At 67.8% G+C, this 17,428-nt stretch carries 18 protein-coding genes and 1 pseudogene; 7 read left to right on the top strand and 12 right to left on the bottom strand.

What is annotated here, in order from left to right; all coding sequences use genetic code 11:
- Positions 1-621: 621 nt before the first annotated feature.
- Positions 622-894, top strand: a complete 273-nt coding sequence (locus tag ACLQ24_RS16435) for a hypothetical protein (protein WP_425892539.1) — start codon at positions 622-624, stop codon at positions 892-894.
- Positions 895-1,138: 244 nt separating this feature from the next.
- Here the strand turns inward: ACLQ24_RS16435 and ACLQ24_RS16440 are convergent, their stop codons facing one another.
- The gene (locus ACLQ24_RS16440) at positions 1,139-1,801 is read right to left on the bottom strand and encodes a GNAT family N-acetyltransferase (RefSeq protein ID WP_425892594.1); all 663 of its coding nucleotides are present in this window, start codon (positions 1,799-1,801) and stop codon (positions 1,139-1,141) included.
- Between the two features lie 174 nt (positions 1,802-1,975).
- Between ACLQ24_RS16440 and ACLQ24_RS16445 the strand changes: the two genes are divergently transcribed.
- Together ACLQ24_RS16445 and ACLQ24_RS16450 are read left to right on the top strand one after the other, a co-directional pair.
- Positions 1,976-2,164 (top strand): DNA repair protein, encoded by a 189-nt coding sequence (locus ACLQ24_RS16445; RefSeq protein ID WP_355232897.1) that lies wholly within the window; start codon positions 1,976-1,978, stop codon positions 2,162-2,164.
- A gap of 157 nt (positions 2,165-2,321) precedes the next feature.
- The gene (locus ACLQ24_RS16450) at positions 2,322-2,840 is read left to right on the top strand and encodes a hypothetical protein (protein WP_425892541.1); all 519 of its coding nucleotides are present in this window, start codon (positions 2,322-2,324) and stop codon (positions 2,838-2,840) included.
- Between the two features lie 9 nt (positions 2,841-2,849).
- On the opposite strand, the gene ACLQ24_RS16455 is transcribed toward ACLQ24_RS16450, so the two are convergent.
- A complete protein-coding gene (locus ACLQ24_RS16455; protein ID WP_425892543.1) occupies positions 2,850-3,236 on the bottom strand; it encodes a hypothetical protein in 387 nt (128 codons plus the stop codon).
- A 210-nt stretch (positions 3,237-3,446) separates the two neighbouring features.
- Complete coding sequence (locus ACLQ24_RS16460; protein WP_425892545.1) at positions 3,447-4,196, bottom strand: Clp protease N-terminal domain-containing protein; 750 nt, start codon at positions 4,194-4,196, stop codon at positions 3,447-3,449.
- 133 nt (positions 4,197-4,329) lie between these two features.
- Between ACLQ24_RS16460 and ACLQ24_RS16465 the strand changes: the two genes are divergently transcribed.
- Positions 4,330-5,145, top strand: a complete 816-nt coding sequence (locus ACLQ24_RS16465; protein WP_425892596.1) for a DUF72 domain-containing protein — start codon at positions 4,330-4,332, stop codon at positions 5,143-5,145.
- A gap of 911 nt (positions 5,146-6,056) precedes the next feature.
- Here the strand turns inward: ACLQ24_RS16465 and ACLQ24_RS16470 are convergent.
- Together ACLQ24_RS16470 and ACLQ24_RS16475 are read right to left on the bottom strand one after the other, a co-directional pair.
- Positions 6,057-8,756, bottom strand: a complete 2,700-nt coding sequence (locus tag ACLQ24_RS16470) for an RICIN domain-containing protein (RefSeq protein WP_425892547.1) — start codon at positions 8,754-8,756, stop codon at positions 6,057-6,059.
- Positions 8,757-9,189: 433 nt separating this feature from the next.
- Positions 9,190-9,591: a carbohydrate-binding protein gene (locus ACLQ24_RS16475; RefSeq protein ID WP_425892549.1), complete on the bottom strand. Its 402-nt coding sequence runs from the start codon at positions 9,589-9,591 to the stop codon at positions 9,190-9,192.
- 569 nt (positions 9,592-10,160) lie between these two features.
- Between ACLQ24_RS16475 and ACLQ24_RS16480 the strand changes: the two genes are divergently transcribed.
- Positions 10,161-10,502: a hypothetical protein gene (locus ACLQ24_RS16480; protein WP_425892550.1), complete on the top strand. Its 342-nt coding sequence runs from the start codon at positions 10,161-10,163 to the stop codon at positions 10,500-10,502.
- Positions 10,503-10,742: 240 nt separating this feature from the next.
- Here ACLQ24_RS16480 and ACLQ24_RS16485 read toward each other — a convergent pair whose 3' ends face one another.
- The 3 genes from ACLQ24_RS16485 to ACLQ24_RS16495 all read right to left on the bottom strand — a co-directional run bounded on the left by ACLQ24_RS16485 (position 10,743) and on the right by ACLQ24_RS16495 (position 14,229).
- The gene (locus ACLQ24_RS16485; protein WP_425892552.1) at positions 10,743-12,254 is read right to left on the bottom strand and encodes an MFS transporter; all 1,512 of its coding nucleotides are present in this window, start codon (positions 12,252-12,254) and stop codon (positions 10,743-10,745) included.
- A 104-nt stretch (positions 12,255-12,358) separates the two neighbouring features.
- Positions 12,359-13,231, bottom strand: a complete 873-nt coding sequence (locus ACLQ24_RS16490) for an alpha/beta fold hydrolase (protein ID WP_425892553.1) — start codon at positions 13,229-13,231, stop codon at positions 12,359-12,361.
- 50 nt (positions 13,232-13,281) lie between these two features.
- A complete protein-coding gene (locus ACLQ24_RS16495) occupies positions 13,282-14,229 on the bottom strand; it encodes an NAD(P)/FAD-dependent oxidoreductase (RefSeq protein ID WP_425892554.1) in 948 nt (315 codons plus the stop codon).
- Between the two features lie 82 nt (positions 14,230-14,311).
- On the opposite strand from ACLQ24_RS16495, the gene ACLQ24_RS16500 reads away from it, so the two are divergent.
- Both ACLQ24_RS16500 and ACLQ24_RS16505 read left to right on the top strand, forming a co-directional pair.
- Complete coding sequence (locus tag ACLQ24_RS16500) at positions 14,312-14,911, top strand: helix-turn-helix domain-containing protein (protein WP_425892556.1); 600 nt, start codon at positions 14,312-14,314, stop codon at positions 14,909-14,911.
- A gap of 101 nt (positions 14,912-15,012) precedes the next feature.
- A complete protein-coding gene (locus ACLQ24_RS16505; protein ID WP_425892558.1) occupies positions 15,013-15,786 on the top strand; it encodes a GNAT family N-acetyltransferase in 774 nt (257 codons plus the stop codon).
- A gap of 128 nt (positions 15,787-15,914) precedes the next feature.
- Here ACLQ24_RS16505 and ACLQ24_RS16510 read toward each other — a convergent pair.
- From ACLQ24_RS16510 to ACLQ24_RS16525, 4 genes and pseudogenes are all read right to left on the bottom strand, one after another.
- Positions 15,915-16,067, bottom strand: a pseudogene (locus tag ACLQ24_RS16510) (cyclophane-forming radical SAM peptide maturase AmcB); the annotation flags it as partial.
- Entirely contained in the window at positions 16,064-16,396 is a 333-nt protein-coding gene (locus ACLQ24_RS16515) for a hypothetical protein (protein WP_425892559.1), read from the bottom strand. The gene ACLQ24_RS16515 and the pseudogene ACLQ24_RS16510, both read right to left, overlap by 4 nt.
- Entirely contained in the window at positions 16,393-16,548 is a 156-nt protein-coding gene (amcA, locus tag ACLQ24_RS16520) for a multiple cyclophane-containing RiPP AmcA (RefSeq protein WP_425892560.1), read from the bottom strand. The genes ACLQ24_RS16515 and amcA overlap by 4 nt, the downstream gene beginning before the upstream one ends.
- Before the next feature lie 211 nt (positions 16,549-16,759).
- Entirely contained in the window at positions 16,760-17,422 is a 663-nt protein-coding gene (locus ACLQ24_RS16525) for a pentapeptide repeat-containing protein (RefSeq protein WP_425892561.1), read from the bottom strand.
- Positions 17,423-17,428: the final 6 nt, after the last annotated feature.

Here is a 17,428-nt window from a genome sequence, read left to right on the forward strand (position 1 = left end):
ATACACCACCTCCGGCGGCACACCCCCGCCGACAAACACCCCCGACCGCACCCACGACACCCCAAACTCCACACACTTCACAAAACCCGCCCCACCCACCCGAACACCCCTCCCACCCCTACAACCAGCCAACAACTTCAGAAACAGCTCCGCGGAAACTGAAAATATGTCAAACACACCAGGCGAATATCCTGCGACAGGAACCAGGATTGTTCACTTTTCGAGTGGACTGTGCAGGTTTCTAACTTTGAGCCCGTGGTGTTGATCGAGGTGCTTACGACATGATCCGATCCGAGACGGCGACGAGCAGGAGCATCCGACGGGCCACAGCCAGGTCAAATACGAAATCTCTGCAGTCCGGGCGCTCGACATGTCGAGCGCCCCCGTCCACACGCCCGCGAGGGTCGGCCGGCGGCGTGGTCCTCGGGGGTGGCGCCGGTGGGGCATCACGATGACGCACAGGCACCACCTACCTGAGCACAGCGGTCGGCCGGCTCGGGCCACGCCGGCGGACCGAATCGACTGCACCCGTCCGATACCCCGATATGGCTTTCCGGGGCGGTGGACGGGCGGGTGCGGCCATAGCATGCCGGTCACGGAGGGTGGCCCGAGCATGCCGGGGTGTCCCGCGATCTGAGGGAGGCGGCCATGGGGCAACCACTTGCGGGAGAGCGTGCGGTCGTCGTTCGGGCGCACCGGTGGCGAGCCGGGTTGCCGGCCGATGCTTGGCCGGACGACTTTCCAACCAACGGCAAGGTCTGGCGGCAGGACGTGTTCGCGGTCGTCGGCGGCGAGGACGGCATCGAGCAGGTGCAGCAACTCGGCGGTGCCTGCGGAGTCACCGATAAAGATAGTCTTCATTTTTTTCCCAGGGCTTCTGTTGGTGTTCGCTAGCCCAGGGATTCACGGCTCCTGCCGTTGCAGTAGTAGCCGCAGGTCAAGTCCACAATTCGACACTCCGACCCGACAGCTCGCATCTTGCAGCTTGCAGTTTCGATACGTAGCGTGATCGATATCGGTTCGGCGCGTCGGTGGCGCGGCCGATCTCGGAGGGAGCCGGGACCTGGGGGCAGGTTGCGGACCGTGGATCCGGCCCGGGATCCACGGTCCGCGCACTGAAACCAGCCGCGCGGGCCGTTCAGCGCGGATACACCCCGTACGCCCGCCAACCCCGGTCCGGGAAGCCCGCCGCCTCCGCGACCCGGGCCGAGGCGTGGTTGTCCTCTTCGTGCAGGTACGTCGGCACCGCGCCCTCGTCCAGGACCCGCCGTGCCGCCTGCGCCACCAGCCGACGCGCGAGGCCCCGACCCCGGGCCGCCGCAACGGTGCCCACTGCCAGCTCGTGTCCGTACGCGTCGTGACGTTTGATCGCGGCACCGGCCAGGTAGGTGCCGTCGGCGTCGCGGACCACGAGCACCGGCCTGTCGAACAGCCGTAGCCAGGGCGGCAGACCGGGTGCGGACGACGGGGTCCACTCCCCCACGTCGGGCAGCGGCGCGGGGGAAAAAGTCCAGCGGAACGGGCCGTCGTGCAGGCAGAAGGCGGGGTGTCCGACGGTCTCCGGCAGTGCCGCGAGCATCCGCTGCGGCGCACGCTCGATCAACGCCCGGATCGCGGCGACGCGGTCCGGCGCGACGGAGAGCACCGCGCTCTGACCGGTGTCCGCGGCGAGGGCCGGACGCAGCCGGCCGTCCCAGGCCGGCACCGCCCGCCGATGCGAGGCGACCACGTGCAGGCCGGGCCGAACCGGCCACTGGCCGAGCCAGGAGGCGAGGTGCAGCTGCAACCGCCGGTCGAGCATGCCCACCTCCCCGTCACCACCCCACACGTCGTGATCACCGTACGCCTGGGGCGCTCGGCCGGGCGGGCCATCGCGTCAGGGCGAAATGCCGCCCGAGATCCGGGAATCGGCTCGTCACATCGACCGTCATAGGTATTTCCATACCTGGACACCTTTGTCTGCGACGGTATGGGCATGCCGATTCAGCCGAACGACCGCCTCCACCAGCACCCGACGCGCCTCTGGCGGGCGGCGGAGGCCGCCGCGGACGTCCCGGCCCAGGCGCGGTATCGGATGATCCGCACGGCGGGTGGATTGTCCTGGGCAGCATTGAACGAGCTGCCGGTCGGCAGCTTCAGCCGGCACGGTCTGAACACGCGCTGAACGCGCCCCCGCCAGGCCCGGGGCACCTGCGACGGACAGCCACCGCCGGTGGTCGGGGACGACACACCGCAGGAGGACCAGCGACGGCATTCGCACACCTGTCGGGTAATTTCTTCCAGGTCCGGCACCCCGGCCTACGACAGGAGAAGCTCCGCGCATGGGCAAGAAGACGATCCACGTCTCCGACTTCACCGGAACCGTTCTGCAGCAGGACGGCGAGGTGGTTCGTGTCGTCGTCCTGGAGCACCCGGACCTGGTCGCCGGGCCCGTGCAGCTCGACGCCACCCCGGGCGAGGTGGAGAACATCGACGACGCCGCGCTCGACGTGGCGGTGGTCGAGATCCACGACCGGCACGGTGGTGGCGAGCCACGACGGGTGGTCCTCACCGCGAGCGAGTTCGACGCGATGGCCACCGACGTCCCGATGGCCCAGTTGCTGAAGACGGCCGAGCGGGTCCGCCCACCCAAGGTCCGCAAGAGTGTCGAAAAGATCGACTACGGCACGTTGGAGCACGCCGGCAAGCCGCACCGGGGCCGGGTCACCGAGGAGGAGGCCCGACTGGTCCGCGAGCAGCTCGACGAGGTCAACAAGCGGCTCGCCGACGCGGGCGTACGCCAGATCGACCCGGCCGATCCGGAGCACGCCCTGCGCTACGGCTTCCCCGACGTCTCCTAAACGAGCACGTCAACAGGTCTTCTTCGCCCGCTTGCGGAAGGCGGTCTCGGTGACCGCCTTCCGCTTGCCGGCCGCCTCTCCGACCAGGACGTCTCCGGGCCCGAGCGCGGTCAGCCCGTCCAGCGTGAAGTGGACGGGGATGGCGTCGCGCTGCGTGCCGTAGGCAGCGGCCGAGTATTCGACGGCGGGATCGAAGGCGACCAGCGTCTGCTCGTCGACCGTCCAACCCGACGGCAGCTCGAAGACGGTCACACTCGTCACCTCGGCACCGCCCTCGCGGTCGACGGTCCAGCTCGCGGCCGGCGTGGGTTCGATGGTGAGGCTACAGGCCGACATCCCCACCAGGGCGGCGAGCATCACGAGGCTGCCCACCATCCGAACGCGCGATCGCGTCATCGGTTCCCCATCGCCAGCACCCCTTTACCGGCAGGTCTCATTCCACTGTCCCCCGTCTCGCCGGTGGTCACCGTGCGGCCACCCGAGGCTAGGCGAGGGCTCGCTGAGGTGCGGCCCGGCGAGGACATGCGCGACTCTTCCGTGCAGTCGGCGGGGCAGTCCCCTCGGAGCGCGGCCCGCTTCCGGCACCGTCGACCGTCCGGGTCGCCGTCAGCGAGCGTCGTCCGTCGCGGACGACGCGACGACGGCCGCGAGGGCGGCGGACAGGTCGGCTTCGACAGCTTCCTTGGTCAGGCCGAGATCGGTGAGCACGCCGGTCCCGTCCTCCTGCTCCAGCAGTGCGAGCAGGATGTGCTCGGTGCCGATGTAGTTGTGCCCAAGGCGCAGCGCCTCCCGGAAGGTCAGCTCCAACGCCTTTTTGCCGCGCGCGTCGTACGGGATGAGGTCCGGGACCTGGTCGACCGGCGGCGGAAGGACCGCGCCGACCGCCTCCCGCACCGCTTCGGGGGTGGCGCCCCGACCGGCCAGCACCCGGGCGGCCAGCCCATCAGGCTCGACGAGCAGGCCCAGCACCAGGTGCGCGGGCCCGATCTCGGGGCTTCCGGAGGCGCGCGCCTCCTCCTGGGAGGCCATGACCACGTTACGGGCCCGCGGGGTGAACCGGCCGAAGCCGGCGTTCGGATCCAGCGCCCCCGCCTCGGCGGAGCCCTTCGCCACGAAACGCTTCTGGGCGGCCTGCTTGCTGACCCCCATGCTGCGGCCGATGTCGGTCCAGGAGGCGCCCGAGCGCCGGGCCTGGTCGACGAAGTGCCCGATCAGGTGGTCGGCGACCTCACCGAGATGGTCGGCGGCGATCACAGCGTCGGTGAGCTGGTCGAGCGCGTCGGTGTGCGCCTTCTTGATGGCCTGGATCAGGTCGTCGAGCTTGACGGAGTTGCTCATCTGGAATGGTTCGGTCATGCCGTCAACCTTAGGTTGACGCACACACCTCGTCAACCCGTGGTTGACGGCTTCGATCGAACAGATGCCGGATATGGTGGGCGCGGCCGCACACCGGAGGAGGGCCGCCATGCGTCTGCACGTGGGGTGCGCGATGTGGAGTCACCGGTCGTGGCCGGGCCACTCGCTGCCCTCCGGAGAACGCCTGCGGCACTACGCCAGTTGGTGCGATGCCGTGGAGGGCAACACCACGTTCTACGCGACCCCGGCCCGGGACACCGTGGCATCCTGGGCGGCGCAGACGGATGCCACGTTCCGGTTCGTCCTCAAGCTGCCCAAGGTGATCACGCACGAACGCCGGCTCACCGACACCGGCGAACCGCTGCGCGCCTTCCTGGACGCGATCGAGCCCCTCGGCCCACGCGTGCACGCCCTCTGGGTCCAGTTACCGGGGTCGTTCGCGCCCGCCGACGTACCCGTCCTCGGCCGGTTCCTCGCGCAGCTCCCGGCTTCCCATCGGTACGCCGTGGAGGTCCGCCGACCCGCGTTCTTCACCGAGCCCCGCGCGATCCGGCTGCTCGAGGAGACCCTCACCGCGGCGTCGGCCGAATGGATACCCTTCGACACCACCGCGTTCTTCAGCCGCCCGCCGACCAGCGACGCGGAGCGCGACGCCTGGACCAAGAAGCCCCGGGTGCCGCTGCGGTCCATCGCGCTGACCGACCGCCCGATCGTCCGCTACCTGGGCCGCGACGACGACACCCGGACCGTCGAGGGGTGGCAGCGCTGGGTCGAGGTCGCCGCCGGCTGGCTGCGCGAGGGCCGTTCCCCCACCATGTTCGTCCACACGCCCGACAATGCCGACGCCCCGCAGCTCGCCCGCCGCTTCCACGACGAGGTACGCGCCCGCGTGCCGGGCCTCGACGCCCTGCCCGACCCGATGCCCGTCGATCCCGTGACCCTCTTCTGACCGTGTGCAGACGGGGATGGAGCCCCCGCAACCCGCTCTGGCTCCGCTCGGCGTCGCGAGCGGGCGCACCCGCAGCGCTGCGGCCAGGTCGTGGACGATGTCGGCCGCCGGTCCGACGACGGGCTCAGCCAACCGCAGCAGCGTCCGCTGCGGATGGATGGGCGCCAGGAGCGGGCCGACCCCCAGCCCGACCAGCCCACCGACCGCCGCGTCGACGAAGCGGGGGACGGACACATTCGCGCCGCTTACCCGGCGCGCGGAGACCAATGCTGACCTTCACCAGGCTGCCCGACCAACCCGGCTTCGCCGAGCTGGTCGAGGTCGTGCAGATCCCCGAGTACGACGACGGCCACGACATCCAGGTGGCGGTCATCCGCGACTGGCGGCGCTGCTCGCGCTACCGGCGGTCGAGCAGCTGTCCGACCACGACCGACGCCTGCTCGACACCTGGCCGGCAGCCTCGCCACCGGGCAACCTGTCGACCTGGCCGCCAACGCCGCTGTCAGGGGCCACGAGCACGCGGCGAAGGTCGCCGAGGCGATGGTGATCGCCGCCGGCTACCACATGAAGTACACGATCAACCCGACAGAGAGGCTCACCAGGAAATTCGGCAAAGCCTGAAAGGTCGACGGACAGGAACCGGGCTTCCTCCGACGTACTCATGTCTCCTCGGTCTGCGGAGAGTTTCGCCCGGCCACAGGGCCAAGGTTGGCCGCGTGCACGGCAGAGCCAGATCGGGCGCAGTGGGATGTGCTCCCTCTGCCCGGAGTCGATGCGCTGAGCCTGGGTGGGGCGCGGGTCCTCCTCGCTCATCCCGAGACTCGCTACGACTTCATGGCCCACCTGTACCCGCTTGCGGCCCGATTACCCGGGGTCGAGCCGAAATCGGCCTGACCCCGGGTAACAATCACCTAGCTACGCAGCGTCCACTGCTGGTTGGCGCCACCGTTGCACGCCCAGAGGATGATCTTCGTGCCGTTGGCGCTGCCCGCGCCGTTGGCGTCGAGGCAGAGCCCGGACTGGCCGTTGGTGACGGTGCCGTTGGCGTTGATGTTCCACTGCTGGTTCGCGCCGCCGTGGCAGTCCCAGATGATGACCTGGGTGCCGTTGGCCGTGCCGGCCCCCGAGGCGTCCAGGCACTTGTTGCCGTACACCATCAGTTGCTTGCTGGCGGTGGAGGTCCACCGCTGGTTGCTGCCGCCGCCGCAGTCCCAGAGCTGCGCCTGGGTGCCGTTGGTGGTCGAGGAGTTGGGGACCTCGACGCAGCGGCCGGACTGGCCGCCCACGAGCTGTCCGCCCTGCTGACTACCGCCGCCGCTCTGCTGCCGCACGATGGAGGTCGACTCGGCGGACCGGTTGCCAGGTGCGTCGACGACGTAGAGCCGGTACTCGCCCTGGGTCGCCGGCACGGCGATGGACGTGGCGTTACCGGCCGCCCCGGTCATCGTCGCCCCGGCCGTGAAGGTGGTCGTGCCGTACGGTGCCAGCCAGACCGACTTGGTGGCGTCGCCGGTGCTCCGGATCGGGATCGTCGCCGTGGCGCTGGTGACGTACGTGCTGGCCGGCAGCACGTAGTTTGGCGCGGAGAACCTGCTGGCTGGGATGATGTCCCGGTACGCGTCCTCGAGGCCGGAGTTCGCCGCGATGTTGTACGCCGCCGCCGGCCAGACGTAGTCGGAGGAGACGAGGATGTCGGCGACCGTGCTGTTCGGCAGGTTCTTGTTCGACACCTTGTTGATCGGGCCGAAGATCTGCGTGATGCTCAGATCGTGCTTCCGACCGAAATCGTCGGAGTTGATCATCCAGGTGACGTTCTTGTCGATGCTCAGGACGTTGTCGCGGAACGTGATGTACGCCGAGCCCTCGTCGGGGTGGAGTCCGTACTTGTGGCCCGAGGGCACACCCTGGAGGTAGTTGTTGGTGATCGTGGTCCCGGGCTGGCTGCCCAGCGTGTAGATGGGCGCCGTGTCACTGAGGCGCTGGACCGTGTCGATGATGTGGTTGTAGCTGATGGTGTTGTTCCGCGCCGTCGTGGTCGGCCGGTTCGGCACGATCGACCCCGATGACCCGTCGAAGTTCCACCAGCCCCAGCCCATCGTGATGCCCGACCAGGGGGCCTTCTCGATCCGGTTGCGCTGGATCGTCAGGGTGTCGACGAAGTACGCCGAGATGGGACTGTGCCCGTTGAACAGGACCGCGCTGTCGTAGATGTAGTTGTTCTTGATGTCGATGTTCTTCGGCAGCCCTTCGACCTGCGGGAGGTACTTCTCCCGGTTGCTCGACGTGCCGTCTCCGATGTAGACGTGCTGGGGATGACCGACGTCGATGGCCGACCCCGCGATGTCGTTGGTGTAGTTGCCGATCAACTGCGTGTTCTGCACGTCGTTGACCATGCTGATGCCGTCGGCGCCGGTGTGCTGGACCCGGTTGCGTTGCAGCAGGATGCCGTCGGCGTTCTGCACCTGGACGATGCCGGGCGTGACGTCGACGTTGCGGTAGTAGTAGACGTGGAAGTTGCCCTTCGCGTACGCCTGCGCGCCGAGGTTGCCCTGCTGCGCCTGCTTGAAGGACGAGCCGGCGACGTTGAACAGGTTCCAGTCGGAGTGCTGCACGGTCAGGCCGGAGAACGTGATGTTGCGCGCGTGGCTGCTGGTCGAGGCGCCGGCGACCCGCAGCACGGTGGTGACGTTGTTCGGCGCGTAGACCGACGCGGTCGACATGTCCTCGGAGCTGGCCTTGTAGTAGTAGACGGTCTTGCTGCTCTTGTCGAAGTAGAACTCGCCGGGCGCGTCCAGGAACTCGTACGCGTTCATGAGCTTGTGGGAGCCGCCGACCTGGGCGTTGCCGTTGAACGCGCCCTGCGCGATGGCCGCGCCCGGCTGCTGGAACAGGGCCACCCGGTTCGCGCCGTCGGAGCTGGTGGTCACCTGGCGGACCCCCACGATGGCCGTGGTCCAGGTCGTCCCCGTCTCGATCTCCAGGTCGTCCTGGTTGCGGGCGATGGCCGGGAAGTCGTTCAGGCTGTACTTCGCGCCGTCGCACTGGGAGCCCGACTCCCACGCCCACGACGCCTGGCCGGCGGTGACGGTGTACGTCCCGTAGCACCCCGCCGAGTTGATCGTCTTGGTCGCCATCTGCGCCCGCTTGTCGTTGACGTAGAGCGTGCGCAGCTTGGTGCTGCGATCCAGCGGGGCCTTCCAGATGTTGCCGCTGTGCTGGGTCCACCCGGTCACGGGGACGCCACCGTCGAGGACCGGGCTCTCGCCGGCATAGGCGGCGTAGCTGATCCGGTAACCGTTGGTGCCGGAGTCGCTGGCGCCGAACTCGACGGTGCTGGTGACCTGATATCTGCCGCCGCGCAGGTACACGTTGATGTCGCCGGTCATGTTCGCGTTCACCGTGCGGACGGCGTCCCGGGCGCGTTGCACCGTCTTGAACGGTGACTGGAGCGTTCCCGGGTTGCTGTCGTTTCCGTCCGGGGCGACGTAGTAGGTCTCCTGGACCGCGGCCGCGGCCGGCGATTGACTGATCACTACGGCCGGCAGCGTGGCGGCGGCGAGCGCCGCCGCCGCGAGCAGTGCCGTTCGGGTGGTGGATACGGCTGATGTCACGTGCTGTCCTTTCTCACGTGTCGTCGACGTGGTGCCTGGGACGTGCATCGAGCGACAAGCAGGAACAGCGACGCCACCAAGGATCGGCGGGGGCGCGTGCCGCCCGACCGCACTCTTTTGCCAATCGCTACGAAGTCTCTCGCGGAGCGTATGTCAGACGTGTGACGAATGCAATACGAGATTGGGTCTCATCTATGTGTAAATGCCTGCGAAAAAGGCAAAAGGCGCGAGTGCTGCGAGGTGCGACGGGGCATCATCCGATGAATCAGGCCGGGGTGCACCAGGCTCCCCGGCCCGAGCCGATCGGTGGCCGCTCAGCGGCGCCCCGCTCGGCGTGTCGTGCCGCCCAGCCGCCAACGATCACCGAGCGCCCGGGCACCCCGCGGCCACCGAGCGCCCGAACGCCCCGCAGCCACCGAGCGCCGAGCACCCATCACCGCAGCGAGAAGTCCGCCAGCCGCAGCGCCGAGTCGAACACCAGGTAGACGTCGTGGGTGCCGGCGGCCCGGGCCACCTCGGCGCTGACGCTGACGTACCGGTAGTCGTCGCCGCTGGGCACGGTTGCCGTACCGAGCAGCCGGCCGGTCGGCGAGCCCAGCCGCACCTGGATCGTGCCGGCGCCCGCCGTGGCCTTGGCGACCCTGGCCGTGAAGGTGTGGCTGCCCGGACGCAGGGCGGACGTCGCGAAGGAGATCCACTGGCCGGCGGCGGTGGCACCCACGGCCGTACCGCGTACCTTCGTCTCGTCGACGAGCCGGACCCCCGCGTCCCCGTCGAAGTTCTCGGCCCTGGTCGTTCGGGACAGGTCCCGGGCCGGGATCGTCCCACCGCGCACCGCGCACCGCGCACCGCGACCGCCGTCCGGGCCCGGACGTCCGCGGCGCTCGCGCCGACCATCAGGTCGTACGTGGACGACTCGACCGCCCCGGTTCTGCGCGTGGTAACCGCGCACCTCGTCACCCACGGCCGAGCCGACTCGCTGGATCAGGTCGGTGTCCCAGGTGCGTCGGTACGACGCATGGTACCGCCAGATAGCACTCGATATGTGCGCCCACGCCTACCTCGCCGTCACCACCGCCGAGGCCGGAAATGAGGCATTGAGCCCGATAACTGTCTCATTCCACTCACCCCTCGGTGAGGTCCGACGCCTCCTGGCACACCTGATCACCACCGTTCGACCCAGATGAACCTCCGAGCCGGTGCATCCGTTAGTCCACTTAGGAGGTCGACCTCAGGCGATCGGCCGCCGTTTTGGAAGTACATCCAGCACTGATCGGGACAGTCGGGGCATCGGAGCAGCGATCACGCTGTCTCATCCGGCTACTCCGATCAGAGTGACGAAGAGGAGGATCAGGTATGCGTTTAAAGTCAGCCAGCCGGTGGTCGCTGCGTGGGAGCCTCGCGGTGGCTGTTACGGTCACCGCGGCGCTCGCGGTGACCGGCACGCCGGCGTCCGCAGCGATCGGCAATCACCGGGTCCAGCTATGCGCGCAGGGTAACTACGTTGCCGGCATTGCCTGGTCCACCGGGGCAACCAGTTATGCTGTGGCTCCGGGTGAGTGCCGGACCTTCGACATCGTCGGCACTGGGCCCTACGTCATCGGTGGCTTCAACAACAACACCGCGGCCCGTTTCAGCATCAAGCTGGTCAAGCCGGAGTCCGGATCGTTCGACTCCAGCACTCCGGGTAGCGCGTGGGGCGTCAGGGGCACGGATAAGAACCCATACTGGGTGCGCTGGCAGTAACCCGACGGGTGTGAGTAGCCCTCGAGCGCCAGCCCGAAGGACTACTCGTTGATGGTTGATTTCGGGCCGAAGCGATGAACAGTGCCCGAAGGGCCTGAAATCCAGCGCCCGGCAATCACGCCCCGATCGCTGATAGCAGTCGATGGACTCCGGTGGCGCACCAGCGCCACCGGAGTTCATCGCGTTCAAGCCGCCTGACCTATGGCAAGGCAGGCATGCACGTCGCCGCCGCCATTCACCTCAATGGGCTGCGACACCAGCATCGGTGGTCGGCGAGCCATCGGCCGCTGTCTCGTTGTGTTCGTCGCCGGCGGTGGGGTGCGCGCCGTCCTGCCGTCCGGCGGTGATGAAGGTGACGGATATCGCGGTGGCGAGGACGAGGATGCCGATCGACCACCAGATCCCGGTCACGTAGCCGTGTACCAACGCTTCGTTGGCCGAGTTCGGGATGCCGTCCCGGTTTGCCAGCCACGAGGTGGTCGCGCTGGCCGCGATGGTGTTCAACAGTGCGATGCCAACGGAGCCGCCAACGTTCTGTGCTGTGTTGAGGATCGCGGAGGCAGCACCGATATCGCGTGGGTCGATGCGGTAGGTGGCCAGGCTCACCGCGGTCATGAATGCCACGCCCGATCCCAGGCCGAAGAGGATCTGGGCGGGGAGGATCACCGACGCGTACGGCGTGTCGACGTCGAGCTGGGTGAGCAGCAGCAGGGCGGCGACCGCGACCAGGAAGCCGGGCCCGATCAGCATGCGCGGCGGCAGCCGACTCATCAGCCGGGCACCGATCTGCGACGAGCCGATGATCATGCCGGCGCTCATGGGTAAGAACGCCAATCCGGTAGCGACCGGATCCCACCCCTTGACCGTCTGGAAGTAGTAGGTCAGGAAGAAGTCGAGACCCAGCGAGGCGATGACCGCCAACCCCAGCGAGAGGTAGATGCCCGCCCGGTTGCGTTCGGCCACCACCCGCAGCGGAATCAGCGGGGATGCCGTCCTCGACTCGACGAGGCCGAAGATGGCCAGGAGTATGGCGCCTACGGCGAACATGACCAGCGTCCGGGCGGCCGTCCAGCCGTCGCTCTCCGCGCAGGTGAGGCCGTAGACGAGAGCGACCAGGCCGCCCGTGGCCAGCAGCGCGCCGGGGACGTGCAGACGGCGAGAGCTGCGGCTGCCGGGAACGTCGGTGACGAAGATCGAGGCGCCCACGGCGGCGATGACCGCGACCGGAATGGTGATGTAGAACGACCAACGCCAGTTCAGATATCCGGTCAGAGCGCCGCCGACAACCAGCCCGATGGCCTCGCCGCTACTAGCGATTCCAGCGTAGATGCCAAAGGCTTTGGCCCGCTCCCGGCCCTGCGCGAAGATACCGGTCAGCAGGGAGAGCGTGGCCGGGGTGAGCAGCGCGGCGAAGGCGCCCTGCAGGGCTCGGGCGCCCAGCAGCATGGCGGTTCCGTTGGCGACACTACCCACCACGGAGGCCCCCGCGAAACCCAGTAGACCGATGACGAAGACCCGCTTGTGACCGACCACGTCAGAGATGCGGCCGCCGACGAGCAGTAGGCCACCAAAGGCCAGAATGTAGGCGGTGATCACCCACTGTCGATTGCCGTCGCTAATCCCCAGGTCACGCTGGGCGGACGGCAGGGCAAGCGTCATGATGGTCGCATCGAGGATGGACATCAGCTTCGCCAGTGAGATGAAGACGAGCGCCGTCCAACGGCGCGGATTTGTTTCGGTCGCATCAGTCATGGATGCTCCAAATTTCATAATTCGCGTGAGGATGCACAGCTGCCGGCCGGCCAGCTGAAGGTGGTGTGCTGGTTCAGCTCGGTGACTCAGTCACCAAACATTGATCAGGGCCGCGCCACGGTGCCCACAAAGGCGGCGATCGTGGCCGCGAAAGCCTGGGGCTCTTCGATGTGTGGCAGGCGTCCACTCTCATCGAAGACCGTAAGTGTTGAGCCTCTGATCAGGTCATGCATCAGCCGGGACCACTGCGGCGGGCAGATGAAGTCGTGTGCGCCCACCAGGATGGCGGCGGGGCAGCGCAGCGTGGTCAGTTGGTCGCGAACGTCGAAGCTCGACCAGTCGAATCCGAGTCCCGGATCCCGTGCGGACTTGAAGAGTTCGGCGACGCCCGAGAATTCATGCTCGCGGCTCCAGTAGTCCGCGAAGTAGGCCGGCAAAATTCGCCGCATCGCCGCAGTCGCGGTCGCATCGTCAACGACGCCCTCGTCCGTGAATGCCTGGAGCATCGCTTCCCGATCGACGCGCCCGGCGTTGGCGTCCAGGTATGCGTCAAAGTTCGCTCGTGCCACCTGATTGAACTCTTCGTCGGTGGCGGGGGCGGTGTCGTTGAGGATGAGCCCGGCGATGCGGTCGGTGCCGGTCAGGGCGTAACACTGCGCGACGAAGCCGCCGAACGAATAGCCGAGAACGAACACGGGATCGGCTGAAAAGTGCCGCACGACCGCATCGAGGTGCCGGACGTAGACCTCCATCGTGTATTCGGACGGATCGCTGAGCCGGCCCGAGGCACCCGTCCCCACCGGTTCGACGTACACCATGGTCAGGTGCTTTTCGACGCTCGGCATGCGCAGATAGTCCCAGTCGAGCCCCGGTCCCCCCGGATGGGCCACGCAAATCGGACCGCGACCATGGACGTGACACACGATGGTGAGGCCGTCGACTGCGATGTGGTGAACGCCTTCTCCGACAATAGGCATTGAGATGCTGACTTTCTCGAAATTGATGCGGCGTTGGTGATCAGAAAGGGCTATTGTCGGGCGACGATCAGTTGGTGGGTGTCCTCGGCAACGAGGTCGCCGTTGATCGCGGCGGCCGCCAAAGCGCCACTGGCAGCGGCCGCGCCCACTTGAGCGGCTGGGTTGGCCAGGTTGCCAGCGACCCATACGCCGGGAATCTCGGTTCGACCGCCGGCATCGGCGGGGATGTGTTCGCCCAGACCACTCGGGTGCTGCGCCGGCCGTAGCCCGAGCCCGGTCAGGAACCCCGCGCGCACGAGCAGCCGCGTCCGGACTGTCACGGCGTCCCGCGCGATGAGGGTGCCGTCGCGTAGTCGCACTCCGACCAGCCGGTCCTCGTCGACCTGCAAGGCCGTCACCTCGCCGGAGACCACCGGGATGTCGCTGGCGGCGAGCTGCGCGGCCTGCTCCTCAGTCGGATTCCATCCAGTGTGGGAAAAATACCTGACGTCGGGGCTGAGCTGGCGGAACATCAGCGCCTGCTGCACCGACATGGGCCCGGTGGCCAGAACCCCGATGGCCTGGTCGCGAACTTCCCACCCATGGCAGTACGGGCAGTGCAACACGTCCCGACCCCAACGCTCCCGCAACCCCTCAATGTTCGGAAGCTCATCGACCGACCCGCTGGCGACCAGGAGGCGGCGTGCCCGTACCGACCGTGCATCACCCAGTGTCACCACGAATCCGTCGCCGGCAGCTACGGTTGTGACCTCCCCGTTCACCACCTCGCCGCCGTAGCGGCGGACCTCCGCCCGCCCGAGCTTCAGCAACTCGGCCGGCGACACGCCTTCGTGGGCGAGCAGCCCGTGCACGCCCTCGGCGGTAGCGTTTCGTGGCGCGCCCGCGTCGATGACCAGCACCGAGCGACGCACCCGGGCGAGCACCAGCGCTCCGTTCAACCCGGCGGCGCCGCCACCGACCACCACCACGTCGTAGTTGCTCTTCAACTCATCGGTCACCTTGACCACCCCCCCGGCGACGACTCTGCACCGTCGCTCGATCTGGTGCGAAGTGCCGTTGCGGAACCAGCAAAATATGACCATGGACGAGCACTTGGAACGTGCCCTGGCCGCGGTCGGACCCCGGCTACGCGCGCTACGTCGGGGACGGCAGACCACGTTGTCCGACCTGTCGAAGGTGACCGGCGTGTCGGTAAGTACCCTTTCCCGACTGGAGTCCGGCAGCCGCCGGCCGACCCTCGACCTCCTGCTTCTCATCGCCCGCGCCTACGGTGTCACACTCGACGAACTGGTCAGCGCACCGCCGACCGGCGACCCCCGTATCCACCCACGCCCGTTCGTCCGGCGGGGCATGACGATGCTGCCCCTGTCCCAACGCCCGGGCGGCATCCAGGCATACAAGGTGGTGATACCCGTCACCAGGCGCGACCCCAACCCGCAGGCCCATGAGGGGTACGAATGGCTCTACGTCCTGAACGGGAAGCTGCGCCTCGTCCTCGGGGAGCACGACCTCACGCTCGCGGCCGGCGAGGCAGCCGAGTTCGACACCCGGCTGCCGCACTGGTTCGGGGCAGCCGACGGCGAGCCCGTCGAGATTCTCAGCCTCTTCGGCCGGCAGGGCGAACGTGCCCATTTCCGTGCCCGCTCCCGCCCAGAACGGCCGTCAGATCCCCTCGGCTGACGACCGGCCGCAACTCGCCGCCAACGTAGGTCCACCCCCGTCGATCACGCGGTGAGGGCAGCGACAGACACCTCGAACTCTTGGGCCTGCGGAAAGATCTGATGATCATGAACAGTAATCGCGTTTACCATCTTGAGCCGCAGTTGGCGGAAAATCGACGGTTCTGGACCGGCTGGAGCGGTAGCGACCCCGACGCTGACCTGGCCATCTATCGCGCGGGGATACCCCACCAGATCTTCAATGGCGTGCTCCGCGTCCGGCATTGGTCGCTCGACGAAGCGGTCGCGGAAACGAAGCGGCAGCTGGCCGGCCTGCCGTGGGTCTGGTGGGTCGGCCAGGACAGTGATGCGGGCGTGGCCGACAGACTTCGAGGCATGGGAGCGGAGCAGACCAGCTCCATGCCGGTGATGGCGGCTGATCTCGCTCAGACGGCGCAACGGACGCCGCTGCCCGACGGCCTCACCATCGTTCACGTCAGCGAACGATCGACGATGCCAAATTTTGTGTCCGCTTACGCCACTTCGTTCGCCCTCCCGGCCGACTCGATCGACATGCTCATCGAGCACGAACTCAAGGACATCGCGGGAGGCAGGAAGATTGTCCGTCTCGCAGCCGTCCTCGATCAGCGGATGGTAGGGACATCCATGATTACCTTGGGTCCGGCCGTCGCCGGCCTATTCTGCGTCAAAACCGATCCTGCATATCGACGCCGCGGCATCGGCAACGCACTGACCCTCGCGGCGCTGCACATTGCCCGCGAGGCCGGCCAGTCCATCGTCACCCTGCAGGCCACTCCCGCCGGGAAGCCCCTCTACGAGAGGCTGGGCTTTACCACCGTCTCCCACTACCGTCTCTTCACATTCCCCGCCGGATAACCACGAGACGGCCGCGACCTGGCATACGGGGGCGGTCGGCAACGCCGTAGGACCGGGCAGTGGCATTGCGCAATCTCTACGACGGCTCATCGGAACGTGTCAAGGGATTGAGGCCAGGCGTGACAGACGGACATGAGCTGGCGCGAGCGCCGGTCGGGCAGGTAGCAGTAACTGCAGTCCAGATTGCAGAAGCTGGTGGGCTGCAGGACAAGGGTATGGAAGGTTCCGGCGATAGCCGGCTGCCCTGTCGTGGCGATGATCCCGATGTCCCGGACGGTCATGTCTCCTCCAGTGTCTGCGGTCCGGCGATGGGCGGGCGGCGGCGGTGCCGGTCCGGCCAGCCGAGAAAGCGGTCGAACAGGTTCCTGACGTCGCCGGTGGTGCTCGGGTTGAGTCGGTGCAGGTCGTCGATGGCCTCCTGAAGGCAGCCGGACAGGTACAGCAGCAGGTTGAGCCGGCTGCCCTGGTAGCTGTTCAACAGGGCGAGCTTGGCCCGTCCACAGGGCCAGGGCTGCCCGCAGGCCCGGCATAGCCAGAGCGGACGCAGCGGCACATGCTCAGACTGCAGCTCCGGGTCCGTCTGTGCGGCAGACACTCCGTCCCCGCTCATAGGCGATCGCTTTCCCGCTCCTGCCGCTCGAACACGATCCGCCAGACGTGCGTCAGCAGTGGCGGATCGGTCGAGCCCCGCCGCGCCGACGCCGCTGCGCGGTCTGTCGTCAGCTCGCCGGTCGCCGCGTACCGCGACACGTACACCGTCATAGCCAGCTCCCGGTCTGCGTCGGCGCGTGTGGGCGGTGGGGGGGGGGGGGCCCCCCCCCCCCCCCCCCCCCCACCGCCGTCGGCCAGCGGCTGGGAGCAGACCGCCGGTCACCCGCCCACGCAGCCCTGCTGGCGGTACGCGAACGGGGAGTCACCCGTGCGGTCGACGGAGTGCCCGGCGCGAGCACTTGGACGCCTCGGACTCCGCGTTTCAGTCGGCCCGCACGTCAATGCGTAGCTCTGCGATGACCAGCTGGGTGAGTTCGGGGAGTTGTTCTTGGCCGAGGGTGACCCCGTGCAGGTTGACGAGTGCCGCCTTCAGATCGTGGAGGCGGTTGCCCCGGAGGTCAGCGCCTTGGAGCTGGCAGGAATCGAGTTCGAGCTCGGTCAACTGGCAGGACCTGATGACGATCTTGGGTAGTCGGCAGAAGGACCACGTGCCGTTGGCAAGGGTGCAGTCGGTGAAGGCTGTGGCTCCAGCGGCGACGACGCGTTGGAAGGTGGCGTAGTCGAAGCGGCAGCCGTCGAAGAGGACGTCTTCGAGGCGTACGTCGGTCAGCCGGGTACCGGTGAACCGTGAGCCGGTGAACGCGCAGCGTTCGATGGTGATCCCGGATAGCGTTGAGCCGGAGAGGTCGGTGCGGGTGATCTCGCTGCCCCAGATGGCTCCGGTTTCCCAGGTGCTCTCGCTGAGGTCCGCGCCGGCGATCCGGCTGCTACGGATGCTGACGTCTTCCAGTTGCGCGCCTCGCCAGGAGACGCCCTCGATGCTGGCCTCGGTCAGGTCGCTCGCCGGATCGTGGACGTTGTCAAGATCTCCCGGGTCGAGATCTGGGAGCAGGATCTTCACATCACCGATGGTGGTTGTCCGCATGAATCC

Source organism: Micromonospora sp. DT4 (assembly GCF_049841675.1).
In the GTDB taxonomy this organism is placed as follows: domain Bacteria; phylum Actinomycetota; class Actinomycetes; order Mycobacteriales; family Micromonosporaceae; genus Micromonospora.

What these genes read in the sequence shown, in the direction of transcription:
- ACLQ24_RS16440 (WP_425892594.1), bottom strand. Translation starts at nt 1,801, where the DNA reads ATGCTCGACCGGCGGTTGCAGCTGCACCTCGCCTCCTGGCTCGGCCAG.
- ACLQ24_RS16445 (WP_355232897.1), top strand. Translation starts at nt 1,976, where the DNA reads ATGCCGATTCAGCCGAACGACCGCCTCCACCAGCACCCGACGCGCCTC.
- ACLQ24_RS16450 (WP_425892541.1), top strand. Translation starts at nt 2,322, where the DNA reads ATGGGCAAGAAGACGATCCACGTCTCCGACTTCACCGGAACCGTTCTG.
- ACLQ24_RS16455 (WP_425892543.1), bottom strand. Translation starts at nt 3,236, where the DNA reads ATGACGCGATCGCGCGTTCGGATGGTGGGCAGCCTCGTGATGCTCGCC.
- ACLQ24_RS16460 (WP_425892545.1), bottom strand. Translation starts at nt 4,196, where the DNA reads ATGACCGAACCATTCCAGATGAGCAACTCCGTCAAGCTCGACGACCTG.
- ACLQ24_RS16465 (WP_425892596.1), top strand. Translation starts at nt 4,330, where the DNA reads ATGTGGAGTCACCGGTCGTGGCCGGGCCACTCGCTGCCCTCCGGAGAA.
- ACLQ24_RS16485 (WP_425892552.1), bottom strand. Translation starts at nt 12,254, where the DNA reads ATGACTGATGCGACCGAAACAAATCCGCGCCGTTGGACGGCGCTCGTC.
- ACLQ24_RS16490 (WP_425892553.1), bottom strand. Translation starts at nt 13,231, where the DNA reads ATGCCTATTGTCGGAGAAGGCGTTCACCACATCGCAGTCGACGGCCTC.
- ACLQ24_RS16500 (WP_425892556.1), top strand. Translation starts at nt 14,312, where the DNA reads ATGGACGAGCACTTGGAACGTGCCCTGGCCGCGGTCGGACCCCGGCTA.
- ACLQ24_RS16505 (WP_425892558.1), top strand. Translation starts at nt 15,013, where the DNA reads ATGATCATGAACAGTAATCGCGTTTACCATCTTGAGCCGCAGTTGGCG.
- ACLQ24_RS16515 (WP_425892559.1), bottom strand. Translation starts at nt 16,396, where the DNA reads ATGAGCGGGGACGGAGTGTCTGCCGCACAGACGGACCCGGAGCTGCAG.
- amcA (WP_425892560.1), bottom strand. Translation starts at nt 16,548, where the DNA reads ATGACGGTGTACGTGTCGCGGTACGCGGCGACCGGCGAGCTGACGACA.
- ACLQ24_RS16525 (WP_425892561.1), bottom strand. Translation starts at nt 17,422, where the DNA reads ATGCGGACAACCACCATCGGTGATGTGAAGATCCTGCTCCCAGATCTC.